We start from the raw sequence: 15037 nt of genomic DNA, 5'->3' as shown, positions 1-15037 counted from the left end.
CGAAACGCGGTAGGGTGGATGCCGGAAACCCAGCAACCTTTAACACCGTCCCGTGAGGCGGAGAAGGGAGCGGCGGATGACCACGACCGAGTCTTCTCGGACCGTGCTGCAGTCGGCCGACATCACGCGTGCTTTGACTCGGATCTCCCACGAGATCCTCGAGTCCAACAAGGGCCCCGACGATCTCGTGATCCTCGGCATCCCGACCCGCGGCGTCACCCTCGCCGAACGCGTCGCCGCGCAGCTGCGCGACATCTCCGGAGCGGACGTCCCCGTCGGCGCACTCGACGTGACGATGTACCGCGACGACCTGCACCGGAACCCCACCCGCACCCCGCACCCGACGTCGATCCCCGCGGGCGGCATCGACGGCAAGACCGTCGTCCTCGTCGACGACGTGCTCTTCTCGGGCCGCTCGATCCGCGCGGCGCTGGATGCCGTGAACGACATCGGCCGGCCCGCCGCGGTGCGCCTCGCGATCCTCATCGACCGCGGCCACCGCGAGCTCCCCATCCGCCCCGACTTCGTCGGGAAGAACCTGCCCAGCGCGCGCACCGAGCGCGTCAACGTGCACCTGGTCGAGAACGACGGTGTCGACGAGGTGACGATCGCCTCATGAGGAACCTGCTCGACACGAAGTCACTCTCCCGCGCCGATGCGCTCCAGATCCTCGACGTCGCCGAAGACATGCGCGACACCCAGTCGCGCGAGGTCAAGAAGCTGCCGACCCTCCGCGGCAAGACGGTGGTCAACCTCTTCTTCGAGGACTCCACCCGCACCCGCATCTCGTTCGAGGCCGCCGCGAAGCGCCTGTCCGCCGACGTCATCAACTTCTCCGCCAAGGGGTCGTCGGTCAGCAAGGGGGAGTCGCTGCAGGACACCGCGCAGACCCTTCAGGCGATGGGCGCGGATGCCGTCGTCATCCGCCACGGGGCGTCCGGCGCCCCGCAGACCCTCGCCGAGAGCGGCTGGATCTCCGCCGGCGTCATCAACGCCGGCGACGGCACGCACGAACACCCGACGCAGGCGCTCCTGGACGCCTTCACGATCCGCAAGCGCTTCTTCGGCGACGGCAGCCGCGGACGTGACCTCGCGGGCCTGCGCGTCGCGATCGTCGGTGACATCCTGCACTCGCGCGTCGCACGCTCGAACGTGTGGCTGCTGACGACGCTCGGCGCTGAGGTCACGATCGTCGCTCCGCCGACCCTGATCCCGCAGGACGTCTCGGCGTGGCCGGTGACCGTCGCGTACGACCTCGACGAGGCGATCGCCGCCGGCCCCGACGCGATCATGATGCTCCGCATCCAGCTCGAGCGCATGAACGCCGCGTATTTCCCCACGGAGCGGGAGTATTCGCGGCGCTGGGGCCTCGACGCGACGCGCCTTCACGCCCTGCCGGAAGGTAGCATCGTCATGCACCCCGGACCCATGAACCGGGGGTTGGAGATCTCCTCCGCCGCCGCCGATTCCCCCCGATCGACCGTGCTCGACCAGGTCGCGAACGGCGTGTCGGTGCGCATGGCCGCGCTGTACCTGCTTCTGGCGGGCGAGCGGGGGACGACAGCACAGGAGGACGCCCGATGACCGAGACGTACCTGATCCGCGGAGCGGCACAGGTCGGCGGCGACGCTGCGGACCTCGTGATCGAGGACGGCGTCATCGCCGAGGTCGGCACGGGGCTCAGCCGCGCCGGCGCGACGGTGGTGGATGCCGACGGCCTGATCGCCCTCCCGGGCCTCGTCGACCTGCACGTGCACTTCCGCGAGCCCGGCTACGAGGCATCCGAGACGATCCTCACGGGATCGCGCGCCGCCGCGGCCGGCGGGTTCACGACCGTCTTCACAATGCCGAACACCTCGCCCGTGGCCGACACGGCCGGCGTCGTCGAGCAGGAACTCGCCCTCGGCGAGGCCGCCGGGTACGTGCGCGTGCAGCCGATCGGCGCGGTCACCGTCGGCCAGAAGGGGGAGCGGCTCGCCGAACTCGGAGCGATGGCATCGAGCCGGGCGCGCGTGCGCGTCTTCAGCGACGACGGCTTCTGCGTCTTCGATCCGCTCATCATGCGCCGCGCGCTCGAGTACGTGAAGGCGTTCGACGGCGTCGTCGCGCAGCACGCGCAGGACCCGCGCCTGACCGAGGGCGCCCAGATGAACGAGGGCGCGGTCTCGGCCGAGCTCGGCCTCGCCGGGTGGCCGGCGGTCGCCGAGGAGTCGATCATCGCGCGCGACGTGCTCCTCGCCGAGCACGTCGGCTCGCGCCTGCACGTCTGCCATCTCTCCACGGCCGGGTCGGTCGACATCATCCGCTGGGCCAAGAAGCGCGGTGTGAACGTCACCGCCGAGGTCACGCCGCACCACCTGCTCCTCACCGAAGAGCTCGTCCGCGGCTACGACGCCCGCTTCAAGGTCAACCCGCCGCTCCGGCGCGACGAGGACGTCCAGGCGGTCCGTGCGGGTCTCGCGGACGGCACGATCGACACCGTCGCGACCGACCACGCCCCGCACCCCACCGAGGCGAAGTCCTGCGAGTGGCCAGCAGCGGCGAACGGCATGGTCGGCCTCGAGTCGGCCCTCCGGGTCGTCCACCAGGCGATGGTCGAGACCGGGCTGCTCGACTGGGAGGACGTCGCTCGCGTCATGTCGGCGAACCCCGCGCGGATCGGCCGCCTCGACGACGCGGGCACGCCGCTCGTCGTCGGCGCCCCCGCCTCGCTGACGCTGTACGACCCGGCACCGGTCCGCCGCTTCGGCATGGATGACCTGCGCGGGCGGAGCGTCAACTCGCCCTACCTGGGTCGCGAGCTTCCGGGCGAGATCCGCTGGACGTTCTTCCGGGGCGCCGCCACGGTCGCCGATGCCGTGTTGGCCGAACGGATGCCGACGGCGGGAGCGATCCGATGACCCGCGAGGGAGCCCTGCTCGTCATGGTCGGCGCCGCCGTGCTGCTGCTCGCACTCGGCGTCGTCGCGTGGCGCCGGCGCACGCGGCGCGACGCGGGACTCACCGCCCCCGTCGGCGCCATCCCCGCGGGGGCGACGACGACAGGGTCCGCCGACGGGTTCTACGTCGCGACGACCCGTCACGGCGAGCCACTCGAACGCCTCGCGATCCGTCACCTCGGGTTCCGCTCGCGCGTTGCGGTGACCGTGACCGACGCGGGCGTCGCGCTCGACCTCCCGGGCGCGCCCGACCTCTTCGTGCCGCGCGAGCGCATCGACGACGTCGCCCTCGCGAACGTCGCGATCGACCGCGTCGTCGAGCCCGGCGGGCTCGTGCGTCTCACCTGGCGCGCCGACACATCGGGCGAGGCATCCGCCGACGCATCGGGCGACGCGTCCGCGGCGCAGGTCGCCGTGGACAGCTACCTGCGCCCGCAGGACGGCTCGGCTCGCACCCTCGCTAACCAGATCGCCGCGACGCTTCCGGCATCCTCCTCTCCCTCCTCCAGCACCCCGACGGGAGCCGACTCATGACCACTCCGACCTCCGCCGCTTCGCCGCCGCGGTTCTCCCTCCACACCGACCCCGCCGTGCTCGTCCTCGAAGACGGCTCGCGCCACCCCGGTCGCGCCTACGGCGCGCACGGCACGACGATCGGCGAAGTCGTGTTCGCAACCGGCATGACCGGCTACCAGGAGACCCTCACCGACCCGTCCTACGCCGGGCAGATCGTCCTGCAGACGGCGCCGCACATCGGCAACACCGGCATGAACGACGAAGACCCCGAGTCCCGCCGCATCTGGGTGTCGGGCTACATCGTCCGCGACCCCTCGCGCGTCGTGTCGAACTGGCGCGCCGACGAATCGCTCGACGACGCGCTCGTTCAGGGCGGCATCGTCGGCATCTCCGGTGTCGACACGCGCGCGCTCACGCGGATTCTCCGCTCGGCGGGCTCGATGCGCGGCGGCGTCTTCTCGGGTGAGGCCGCGGCGCTGGATGCCGAGGAGCAGCTGCGCCTCGTCCGCGCAGCCCCCGAGATGACCGGCCAGAACCTCTCCGCCGAGGTCTCGGTCGCCACCGAGCAGGTGACTCCGGCCGCCGAGGGCACCGAGCGGATCGGCAACCTCGCCGTCCTCGACCTCGGCGTCAAGCAGGCGACGATCCTCAACCTCGCCGCCCGCGGCTTCGACGTGCACGTGCTGCCCCAGTCGGCGACGATCGACGACATCCGCGCGATCGACCCCGTCGCGGTGTTCTACTCCAACGGTCCGGGCGACCCCGCGGCATCCGGCGACCACGTCGCGTTGCTGCGCTCCGTGCTGGATGACCGCCTGCCCTTCTTCGGGATCTGCTTCGGCAACCAGCTGCTCGGCCGCGCGCTCGGATTCGGCACCTACAAGCTGCCGTTCGGGCACCGCGGCATCAACCAGCCCGTGCTCGACAAGCAGACCGGGCGCGTCGAGATCACGGCGCACAACCACGGCTTCGCCGTCGACGCGCCGCTCGAGGGAACCGTCGAGTCGCCGAACGGCTACGGCCGCGTCGAGGTCTCGCACATCGGGCTCAACGACAACGTCGTGGAGGGACTGCGCGCCCTCGACCTGCCCGCCTTCAGCGTGCAGTACCACCCCGAGGCGGCCGCCGGTCCCCATGACGCGAACTACCTCTTCGACCGGTTCGCGGACCTGGTCCGTGCGGATCTCGATACCCGCGCTGCGCGCGCACTCGATCACCGAAAGGGTGGCAACTGATGCCCAAGCGCGACGACATCCAGAGCGTCCTCGTCATCGGGTCGGGGCCGATCGTCATCGGCCAGGCGTGCGAGTTCGACTACTCGGGCACGCAGGCCTGCCGCGTGCTGCGGGAGGAGGGCGTCCGCGTCATCCTCGTCAACTCCAACCCGGCGACGATCATGACCGACCCCGACTTCGCCGACGCGACCTACATCGAGCCGATCACCCCCGAGGTCATCGAGACGATCATCGCGAAGGAGAAGCCCGACGCGATCCTCCCGACCCTCGGCGGCCAGACGGCGCTGAACGCCGCGATGGCGCTGCACGACCGCGGCATCCTCGAGAAGTACGACGTCGAGCTCATCGGCGCGAAGGTCGACGCGATCCGCAAGGGCGAGGACCGGCAGATCTTCAAGCAGCTCGTCCTGGATGCCGGGGCCGACGTCGCCCGCTCGGTGATCGCGCACACGATGGACGACCTCCTCGCCGGCGCCGCCGAGCTCGGCTACCCGCTCGTCGTCCGCCCCTCCTTCACGATGGGCGGCCTCGGGTCGGGCTTCGCCTACGACGAAGAGGACCTCCGCCGCATCGGCGGCGCGGGCCTGCGCGACTCGCCCACCACCGAGGTGCTCCTGGAGGAGTCGATCCTCGGCTGGAAGGAGTACGAGCTCGAGCTCATGCGCGACACCTCCGACAACACGGTGGTCGTCTGCTCGATCGAGAACGTCGACCCGGTCGGCGTGCACACGGGCGACTCGATTACGGTCGCGCCCGCCCTCACCCTCACCGACCGCGAGTACCAGAAGCTGCGCGACATCGGCATCGACATCATCCGCGCCGTCGGCGTCGACACGGGCGGCTGCAACATCCAGTTCGCGGTCAACCCCGACAACGGCCGGATCATCGTCATCGAGATGAACCCACGCGTCTCGCGCTCGTCGGCCCTCGCCTCGAAGGCGACCGGGTTCCCGATCGCGAAGCTCGCCGCGAAGCTCGCGATCGGCTACCGCCTCGACGAGGTGCCGAACGACATCACGCAGGCGACGCCGGCGAGCTTCGAGCCGACGCTGGACTACGTCGTCGTGAAGGTGCCGCGGTTCAACTTCGAGAAGTTCCCCAACGCCGACACGACGCTGACGACGACCATGAAGTCGGTCGGCGAGGCGATGGCCATCGGACGCAACTACACGACGGCGCTCCAGAAGGCGCTCCGCTCGCTCGAGAAGAAGGGGTCGAGCTTCCACTGGGGGCCCGAGCCGCGCTCGAAGGAGGAGCTCCTCACGATCGCCGAGCGCCCGACCGACGGCCGGATCGTCGTGCTGCAGCAGGCCATGCGCAAGGGCGCCACGGTCGAGGAGGCCTTCGAGGCGACGAAGATCGACCCGTGGTTCCTCGACCAGATGGCCCTCATCAACGAGGTCGCCGAGTTCGTGCGGACCGCCGCCGAGCTGGATGCCGACGTGCTCCGCATCGCCAAGGAGCACGGCTTCAGCGACGCGCAGCTCGCCGAGCTCCGCGGCGTCTCCGAGGCCGAGATCCGCGGCATCCGCTGGTCGTACGGCCTTCGGCCCGTCTACAAGACCGTCGACACGTGCGCGGGGGAGTTCCCCGCGCTGACGCCGTACCACTACTCCAGCTACGACCGCGAGACCGAGGTGACGCCGTCGGAGCGCACGAAGGTCGTCATCATCGGCTCGGGCCCGAACCGCATCGGGCAGGGCGTGGAGTTCGACTACTCGTGCGTGCACGCGTCGTTCGCGCTGTCGGATGCCGGCTACGAGACCATCATGGTCAACTGCAACCCCGAGACGGTCTCGACCGACTACGACACGAGCGACCGGCTCTACTTCGAGCCGCTCACCCTCGAGGACGTGCTCGAGGTGCTGCACGCCGAGAGCGCGTCGGGGGAGATCCTCGGCGTGGTGTGCCAGCTCGGTGGACAGACCCCGCTCGGGCTCGCGAAGGGCATCGAGGAGGCGGGGTACACGATCCTCGGCACGTCGCCCGCCGCGATCGATATCGCGGAGGAGCGCGAGCTCTTCTCGCAGCTCCTCGACCGCGCGGGGCTCATCGCCCCGCGTCACGGCACGGCCACCGACGAGGCGGGCGCCGTCGCGATCGCCGAGGAGATCGGCTACCCCGTGCTCGTGCGTCCGAGCTTCGTGCTCGGCGGACGCGGCATGGAGATCGTCTACGACACCGAGAGCCTCCGCGACTACTTCGTCCGCACCGCCGGCGAGGTCGTCATCGAGGAGGGGAAGCCGCTCCTGGTCGACCGCTTCCTCGACGACGCGGTGGAGCTCGACGTCGACGCACTCTACGACGGTCACGAGCTGTACATCGGCGGTGTCATGGAGCACCTCGAAGAGGCCGGCATCCACTCCGGCGACTCGTCCTGCACCCTCCCTCCCATCTCCCTTGGCCGCACCGAGATCGACCGCGTCCGCGCGGCGACCCTCGCGATCGCCGAAGGCGTGGGCGTGCGGGGCCTCCTGAACGTGCAGTTCGCCGTCTCGGCGGGTGTCCTCTACGTGATCGAGGCGAACCCCCGGGCGTCGCGGACGGTCCCGTTCGTGTCGAAGGCCCTCGGCATCCCGCTCGCGAAGGCGGCGTCGCGGATCATGGCCGGCGCCACCGTCGCCGAGCTCAAGGCCGAGGGGCTCCTCCCCGCGCAGGACGGCTCGCGCGTGCCGCTCGACGCTCCCGTCTCGGTGAAGGAGGCCGTGCTGCCCTTCAAGCGGTTCCGCACCGCCGACGGCCACACCGTCGACTCGGTGCTCGGCCCCGAGATGCGCTCGACGGGCGAAGTCATGGGCATCGACCGCGACTTCCCGACCGCGTTCGCGAAGAGCCAGGCCGCCGCCTACGGCGGGCTTCCCACCTCCGGGACGGTCTTCCTCTCGGTCGCCGACGACGACAAGCGCGCCGTGATCCTCCCGGCGCACCGCCTGCAGGAGCTCGGCTTCCGCCTCACCGCGACCGAGGGCACCGCGGAGATCCTCGCGCGCAACGGCATCCGCGTCGACGTCGTGAACAAGTACTCCGCAACGCAGGAGAGCGGCGAGCAGAACGTCGTCGACCTCATCAATGCCGGCGAGATCGACATCGTCGTGAACACGCCCTCGGGCGGCATCGCGCGCGCCGACGGCTACGAGATCCGCGCGGCGGCCGTCGCTGCCGACAAGGCGCTCTTCACGACCATGGCGGTGCTCGGCGCGGCGGTGTCGTCGCTTCCCGTGCTGCGCGAAGGCTTCCAGGTGCGGAGCCTGCAGGAATACGCGAAGGACCGCGCCGACAACCGCGCGTCGGCCGAAGCGCGCGAGACGGTGGAAGTCCGATGACCGGGCCCGAGATCCCGCCGACGGCGGCCCCCACCTTCGGGCAGCGGCTGCGCGTCGCGCTCGACACGTACGGTCCGCTGTGCGTCGGCATCGACCCGCACGAGGCGCTCCTGCGCGCCTGGGGGCTCGACGCCTCGGCATCCGGCGTGCGCGACTTCGGTCTGCGCACCGTCGAGGCCGCCGCGGGGCGCGTGGGCGTGATCAAGCCGCAGGTCGCGTTCTTCGAGGCGCACGGCGCGGCGGGCTTCGCGGCGCTGGAAGAGGTCATCGCCACGGCGCGCGCCGCGGGGCTCCTCGTCATCGCCGACGCGAAGCGGGGCGACATCGGCTCGACGATGGAGGGCTACGCGGCCGCGTGGCTGCGCCCCGACGCGCCCCTTGAGAGCGACGCCGTGACCCTCAGCCCCTACCTCGGCACCGACGCGCTCGACGCGGCGCTGCGCACGGCCCTCGCCCACGACAAGGGAGCGTTCGTCCTCGCCGCGACGAGCAACCCCGAGGCGGCGACCGTCCAGTCCCGCACCGACGTCGACGGCGAGTCCGTCGCCGAAGGCGTCGCGCACGACGTCGCGGCGCGGAACATCGGTGCACCCGGATCACTCGGTCCGCTCGGCCTCGTCGTCGGCGCGACCGCCGATCGGCGCGCGGTCGGGCTCACCGACGTCGTCCTCGCGGGCATGCCGATCCTCGCGCCGGGCTTCGGCGCCCAAGGTGCGGAGCCCGAGGACCTGAAGCGCCTCTTCGGCTACGTCGCGTCGCAGGTGGTCGCGAGCGAGAGCCGCAGCATCCTCTCCGCGGGGCCCGAACGCCTCGCCGCGCGCATCGAGGAGCGTGTCGCCCGGTATCGTTGAGGTGATGACTGAGACGCGCCGCCCACCCGAGGTCGATCGCGCAGCGGCATCCCGCCGGGCCGTCGCCGCGCGCCGAGAGCGCGCGGCACTGAAACAGGATGTCGCGATGCGCGTCATCACCCCGCAGGAGCTGCTGCAGCGTGCCTGGGACCACCCTGAGTCGCCCGCGGGCGCCATGCGGATCACGGAGTACCTGACGGCGCTCCCCGCGATCGGGGAGGGCAAGCGCGACCGGATCCTCGCCGAGCTCGAGATCTCGCCGGTCAAGCGCCTGGGCGGCCTCGGCCCGCGTCAGCGCAAGGAGCTGTCGCGCTTCCTCGACGGGCGGTTCCCGCCGCACACTCCGCGCGCCGGTCGCAGCCGTCTGATCGTCCTCGCGGGCCCCACCGCGGTCGGCAAGGGAACCGTCGCCGCGCACATCAAGGAGCACCACCCCGAGATCCTCCTGTCGGTCTCGGCGACGACGCGGCCGCCGCGGCCGGGCGAAGTCGACGGCGAGCACTACTACTTCGTCGACGACGTCGAGTTCGATCGCCTCATCGCCGACGGCGAGCTGCTCGAATGGGCGACGGTGCACAACAAGTACCGGTACGGCACCCCGAAGGCTCCGATCGAGAAGGCCCTCGCCGAGGGTCGCACCGTGCTCCTCGAGATCGACCTGCAGGGTGCGCGTCAGGTGCGCGCCGCCGCCCCCGACGCGACCCTCGTCTTCCTCCTGCCGCCCAGCTGGGACGAACTCGTCCACCGGCTCGTCGGGCGCGGCACCGAGGACGAGGAAGAGCGCGCCCGGCGCCTGCGCACCGCGAAGGGCGAGCTCGCCTCGCAGGGCGAGTTCGACTACCTCGTCGTGAACGACACCGTGCCCCGCGCCGCCGCCGCGGTCGCCGCCCTCGCCGGCTGACCGGCCGCCCCCGGCGCCCGGCCTCCCGGCATCCGGCCTCCCGGACCGTTTCCAACGACACGGCCCCCGCGCCGACACGCCGTGTACCCCACCCCCGCGACGGCGTGTCGGGCACAGAACCTTGCAGTTCGGTTCGCCCGGGCATGGCCGGGGCCTACGCTGAGTCCGTGACCGTCACAGTCCCCCTCCACATCGAGGGGAACCCGGACGAGGTGGGCGCCGCCTCCGTGTTCATCGACGTCGATGTCACCGGAACTCCCCGTCGCTTCCTCTTCGACACCGGGGCCGCCCGTGGGCGCATTGCGATGGATGCCGCCGCCTCCTTCGACCAGACCCCGTCGGCAACGCCGGGACGCGGGGCTCTCGGAGCCGCTCGGCCGCAGCGGCGTACGCGTGTCCCGTTCCTGCGCATCGGCACCGGCCCATCCGCACTTCACGCGGACGACGTCGTTATGGAGGTCGCGTCCGCCGCCGATCCCGGCCCGCCGGACATCCTCGGACAGGAGGTCATCGCGGGGCATCGGTGGGACGTCCGCTTCCCCACGCGCACACTGACGATCGACGCCGACGCCGAGGACGCCGACGCCGACGAGCGCCCGCTCGTCCTCTCGAGCGCCGGGCATCCGCATGTCGACGTCACCTGGGACGCCGTCACCGCGCTCGCCGTGTGGGACAGCGGCGCCGGGGTCACGGTGGTCGACGCGGCGTTCGCGTCCCGGCATCCCACGCTCTTCACGCCACTGCGGAACTCCCGCGGACACGACGCACACGGGATCACCGCCGACACCGCGATGGTGACGATGGCCGCGTGCGTCGTCGGCGAGCGGCGCTTCGCGCCGAGCCTCGCCGCCCTCGCGCCGATCGCCGGGATCCAGCCGCCGGGGGAGCCGGCATTCGACCTCATCATCGGCTACCCGCTGCTCGCGCAGGCGGACTGGCGGATCGACCTCCAGCAGGGGACCTGGTCCTTCCTCCCGCGCTGATAGAATGATCGGATGCCGCGGCCAGAATGATCGAATGCCGCGACGCGGGGCCGCGCCCGCACGCTTTCCACCGGCTTCCGGCCGCTCGTCCGCAGACTCCGCACATCCCGCAGACCTAGGAGGTCCCGCATGGTCAACCGCGACAAGGGCATCATCGACCCGCCCATCGACGCACTGCTCGAGAAGGTCGACTCGAAGTACCAGCTCGTCATCTACGCGTCCAAGCGCGCGCGTCAGATCAACGACTACTACTCCGACCTGCACGAGGGGAACCTCTTCGACAACGTCGGGCCGCTCGTCGACTCGAGCGTCGAGGACAAGCCGCTCACGATCGCACTCCACGAGATCCACGAGGACAAGCTGCGCCTGCGCGAAGCCGAGTGAGCGCCGCACCACCGCGCGTATGACGCCGTACGGCGTCGCCATGCCCGTGTTCCCCGCGATGTCGGGGGCCACGGGCATGATGGTGTGAGGGGATGCCGAGAGCATCCCCACCTACCCCCGACAACCGAACCTTGGCACCGTCACCGGCCTCCCGGCTCCGACACCGTGCCGCCTCTTGGAGAGACCACGAGACCATGAGCACCCTGCGTCTGTTCACCTCCGAATCCGTCACCGAAGGACACCCCGACAAGATCTGCGACCAGATCTCCGACGCGATCCTCGACGCGATCCTCACCGACGACCCCGACGGCCGCGTGGCGGTCGAGACCCTCGTGACGACGGGACTCGTCCACGTCGCCGGCGAGGTGTCGACGAGCGCATACGTCGAGATCCCCGCAATCGTCCGCGACGTCGTGAACCGCATCGGCTACACTTCGTCCGACACCGGCTTCGACGGCGACTCATGCGGCGTCAGCGTGTCGATCGGTGCGCAGTCCTCCGACATCGCCGCCGGCGTCGACAAGGCCTTCGAGCGCCGTGAGGACGGGTCGGAAGATCCCCGTGACCTCCAGGGGGCGGGGGACCAGGGCATCATGTTCGGCTACGCGACCAACGAGACACCCGAGCTCATGCCGATGGCGATCTGGACGGCCCACCGCATCGCCGAGCGGCTCGCCGAGGTCCGCCGCTCGGGCGAGCTCCCGTTCCTCCGCCCCGACGGCAAGACCCAGGTCACCCTCGGATACGACGGCGCCGTGCCGACGACGATCGAATCGGTCGTCCTGTCCACGCAGCACCACCCGGAGATCTCGCAGAAGGCGCTCCGCGCGGCGGTCAAGGCCGAAGTCATCGACCCGGTCCTCGAACGCACCGGGCTCGCCCTTCCCGACGTGAAGTACTACATCAACCCCGCCGGGCCGTTCGTCATCGGCGGGCCCAAGGGCGACGCGGGCCTCACCGGACGCAAGATCATCATCGATACGTACGGCGGGGCATCCCGGCACGGCGGTGGTGCCTTCAGCGGCAAGGACCCGTCCAAGGTCGACCGCTCTGCGGCGTACGCGATGCGCTGGGTGGCGAAGAACGCCGTCGCTGCCGGCCTCGCCGACCGGCTCGAGGTGCAGGTGGCCTACGCCATCGGCAAGGCGAAGCCGGTGGGCCTCTACGTCGAGTCGTTCGGCACGGGGCACGTCGCCGATGAGGTCATCACCGCTGCGATCCGCGACGTGTTCGACCTGCGGCCCAAGGCGATCATCGAGCACCTCGATCTCCTGCGCCCCATCTACGCCCAGACCGCCGCGTACGGGCACTTCGGCCGCGAGCTGCCCGATTTCACGTGGGAGCGCACCGACCGCGTCGACGACCTCCGCGCCGCCGCCGGGATCTGACGCCGTTCGACCCGTCTCACCATGCCCCTCGTCGCGCGCGTCCTCATCGACTCGCCGCTGCCGCAGCTCGACCGTCTCTTCGACTACGCCGTTCCGGCGTCGCTCGAGGACGACGCCGTCCCGGGCGTGCGGGTCAAAGTTCCGCTGCGCACCGCGGGACGCGTCGTCGACGGCTATCTCGTCGAGGTCGTCGACGCCGCCGACGCGGTCCGCACGGCGAAGCCGCTGTCCGAGCTGGATGCCGTCGTCTCGCCGGTACCGGTCCTCACGCCGGCGCTGTACACGCTGGCGCGGCGCGTCGCCGACCGCGCGGCGGGGTCGGCGAGCGACGTCTTGCGTCTCGCGATCCCCAAGCGCATGGTGCGCGCCGAGAAGGCGTGGCTCGCGGCCCGGGAGAACGCCGAGAGCACGGGCGAGGGCGCCGGTGAGATCGACGGCGCGGAGGGATCCGCTGGGCCGATCGCGCCGTCGGACGACGCCACCGGATGGGCGCACGGCATCCTCGACGTCTACCCCGACCTGCGCGGCGCCGTCGACGAGGGAGCCCGCATCGCGCTCGACGCGCCGCCCCGCCCCGCGGCCGTACGGGCGGCGGGCGCCTGGGCGGAGCTCGTCGCCGCGCTCGCGATCGACACCCTCGCGCGCGGCCGGAGCACCCTCGTCATCGTCCCGGATCAGCGCGACCAGGAGCAGGTGCTCGCCGTCCTCGACGCGCACGCCCCCGACGGCTCGGTCGTCCGCGACGATGCGCGCCGGTCCGGCCCGGAGCGGTACGCGAGCTACCTGCGGCTCCTCGGCGGCGCGCCGGCGATCGTGGTCGGCAACCGGTCGACGGTCTACGCACCCGCGGCCGACGTCGGGGCGGTCATCATCTGGGACGACGGCGATCCGCTGCTGGCCGAGCCGCTCACTCCCGGCGTGCACGCGCGCGACGCGGCGCTCGTCCGGCAGGAGCTCGAGGGTTCCTCGCTCGTCTTCGCGGGCCACACCCGCACGACCGACGTCGAGCGTCTCGTCCAGCTCGGCTGGGTGCGCGAGGTCCCGGCCCGACGACGCGAGAGCCCGAACGTCATCCTGTCGGCGACGCGCGAGGGGGAGGCGCGCGGTCAGCGCGTGCCCTCGGCGGCGTTCGCGGCGGCGCGCACAGCGCTCGAGCACGGGCCCGTCCTCGTGCAGGTCGCGCGGCCCGGCTACGCGCCGGTGCTCGTCTGCGCCCAGTGCCGCACGCCCGCGCGCTGCCCGCACTGCACGGGGCCGCTCCGCGCGAAGCGCAAGGGCGCCGCGCCGGAGTGCGCGTGGTGCGGACGGACCATCTCGGCGTGGCGTTGCCCGCACTGTGAGGCGACGACCCTCCGCATGGCCTCGTCGGGCAGCGAACGCACCGCCGACGAGCTCGGCCGCGCCTTCCCGAACACCCGTGTCATCCTCGCCGACGGCGATCACCCCGTCGTGACCGTCGACGCCCGCCCGGCCCTCGTCGTCGCGACCCGCGGCGCCGAGCCCCACGCGGAAGGCGGTTATCGGGCGGTCATCCTGCTCGACGGCGACAAGATGCTCATGGCCGAGCAGCTGCGGATCGGCGAGGCATGCCTCCGCTGGTGGTCGAACGCCGCCGCCCTCGCCGCTCCCGGTGCACCCGTGCACCTCGTCGGGGTCGCCGGTCCCGTCGCGCGCGCGCTCGCGACGTGGACGCAGCCCGCCTACGCCCGTGCCGAGCTCGCCGACCGCGTGCCGCTCCACATGCCGCCGGCGGTGCGCGTCGCCGCCGTCGAAGGCACCGCTTCGAGCGTCGCGACGGCCCTGACGACACTGCGCGCCGATGTGCCGGGCCTCGACGGTCAGAACCCCGCCGCACAGGCGATCATCGGACCGGTACCCCAGGAGGGTGGGGGCGTCCGCGCCCTCGTCCGCTTCGACTACGGACTCGGCAGACCGGTTGCCGAGAGCCTGCGCGCCTCGGTCGTCGCCGATGCGCTGCGCGGCCGCCGCACCCGCACGACCGGTGACCGCTTCGCCCCGCGAACTACACTCAGGGTGCGGTTCGACGTGCCCGAGCTCGACCTCTGACCGACCACCCCACGCCAGCGGCATCTCTGCACCGCCGCCGGACCGCCACTGCACCGCCACTGCACCGCCACCGAGGAGCCACATGCGCATCGTCTTCGCGGGAACACCCGAACCCGCCGTGCCTTCCCTCCACGCCCTCGCCGCCTCCGGCCACACCATCGTCGGCGTCGTGACGCGCACGGACGCCCCGCTCGGACGCAAGCGCGTCCTCACCCCCTCGCCGGTCGCGCGGGCAGCGGAGGAACTCGCGCTACCCGTCATCAAGGCCGACCGGCTGGATGCCGACGCCACCGCCGCGATCGGTGCCCTCGCGCCCGATCTCGGCGTGATCGTCGCCTATGGCGGCCTGGTCCGGGAGCCGCTCCTGTCTCTCCCGGGCCGCGGCTGGATCAACCTGCACTTCTCGCTGCTCCCGCGCTGGCGCGGCGGGGGGGGGGGGGGGGGGGGGGGG

General features: G+C 71.7%; 13 protein-coding genes. All 13 read left to right on the top strand.

Annotation, left to right across the window (positions count from 1 at the left end):
- The first annotated feature begins 76 nt into the window (after nt 1-76).
- The gene (gene pyrR / locus AC3ENQ_RS00065) at nt 77-619 is read left to right on the top strand and encodes a bifunctional pyr operon transcriptional regulator/uracil phosphoribosyltransferase PyrR (protein ID WP_431800531.1); all 543 of its coding nucleotides are present in this window, start codon (nt 77-79) and stop codon (nt 617-619) included.
- A complete protein-coding gene (locus AC3ENQ_RS00060; RefSeq protein WP_431800529.1) occupies nt 616-1584 on the top strand; it encodes an aspartate carbamoyltransferase catalytic subunit in 969 nt (322 codons plus the stop codon). Before pyrR ends, AC3ENQ_RS00060 begins: the two co-directional genes overlap by 4 nt.
- On the top strand, nt 1581-2900 hold the full coding sequence (locus AC3ENQ_RS00055) for a dihydroorotase (protein ID WP_431800527.1): 1320 nt from the start codon (nt 1581-1583) through the stop codon (nt 2898-2900). Before AC3ENQ_RS00060 ends, AC3ENQ_RS00055 begins: the two co-directional genes overlap by 4 nt.
- Nucleotides 2897-3472 carry a PH-like domain-containing protein gene (locus tag AC3ENQ_RS00050; protein ID WP_431800525.1) on the top strand — a complete coding sequence of 192 codons (576 nt, stop codon included), beginning with the start codon at nt 2897-2899 and terminating at the stop codon, nt 3470-3472. Before AC3ENQ_RS00055 ends, AC3ENQ_RS00050 begins: the two co-directional genes overlap by 4 nt.
- Entirely contained in the window at nt 3469-4689 is a 1221-nt protein-coding gene (gene carA / locus AC3ENQ_RS00045; RefSeq protein ID WP_431800523.1) for a glutamine-hydrolyzing carbamoyl-phosphate synthase small subunit, read from the top strand. Before AC3ENQ_RS00050 ends, carA begins: the two co-directional genes overlap by 4 nt.
- A complete protein-coding gene (gene carB, locus AC3ENQ_RS00040; protein WP_431800521.1) occupies nt 4689-8012 on the top strand; it encodes a carbamoyl-phosphate synthase large subunit in 3324 nt (1107 codons plus the stop codon). The genes carA and carB overlap by 1 nt, the downstream gene beginning before the upstream one ends.
- The gene (pyrF, locus tag AC3ENQ_RS00035; protein WP_431800519.1) at nt 8009-8863 is read left to right on the top strand and encodes an orotidine-5'-phosphate decarboxylase; all 855 of its coding nucleotides are present in this window, start codon (nt 8009-8011) and stop codon (nt 8861-8863) included. Before carB ends, pyrF begins: the two co-directional genes overlap by 4 nt.
- Nucleotides 8864-8867: 4 nt before the next feature.
- Entirely contained in the window at nt 8868-9764 is an 897-nt protein-coding gene (gene gmk, locus AC3ENQ_RS00030; protein WP_431800518.1) for a guanylate kinase, read from the top strand.
- 167 nt (nt 9765-9931) lie between these two features.
- Entirely contained in the window at nt 9932-10747 is an 816-nt protein-coding gene (locus AC3ENQ_RS00025) for an aspartyl protease family protein (RefSeq protein WP_431800516.1), read from the top strand.
- A gap of 129 nt (nt 10748-10876) precedes the next feature.
- Nucleotides 10877-11131 (top strand): DNA-directed RNA polymerase subunit omega, encoded by a 255-nt coding sequence (rpoZ, locus tag AC3ENQ_RS00020; protein WP_431800514.1) that lies wholly within the window; start codon nt 10877-10879, stop codon nt 11129-11131.
- Between the two features lie 194 nt (nt 11132-11325).
- Complete coding sequence (metK, locus tag AC3ENQ_RS00015) at nt 11326-12519, top strand: methionine adenosyltransferase (protein ID WP_431800512.1); 1194 nt, start codon at nt 11326-11328, stop codon at nt 12517-12519.
- A gap of 21 nt (nt 12520-12540) precedes the next feature.
- The gene (locus AC3ENQ_RS00010; RefSeq protein ID WP_431800511.1) at nt 12541-14586 is read left to right on the top strand and encodes a primosomal protein N' family DNA-binding protein; all 2046 of its coding nucleotides are present in this window, start codon (nt 12541-12543) and stop codon (nt 14584-14586) included.
- Nucleotides 14587-14668: 82 nt separating this feature from the next.
- Nucleotides 14669-15037: methionyl-tRNA formyltransferase (locus AC3ENQ_RS00005; protein ID WP_431800508.1), on the top strand; the 369-nt coding region annotated here is incomplete at its 3' end.

The organism is Microbacterium sp. bgisy203, from assembly GCF_057706945.1.
This window is presented reverse-complemented; position numbering and strand designations above follow the sequence as displayed.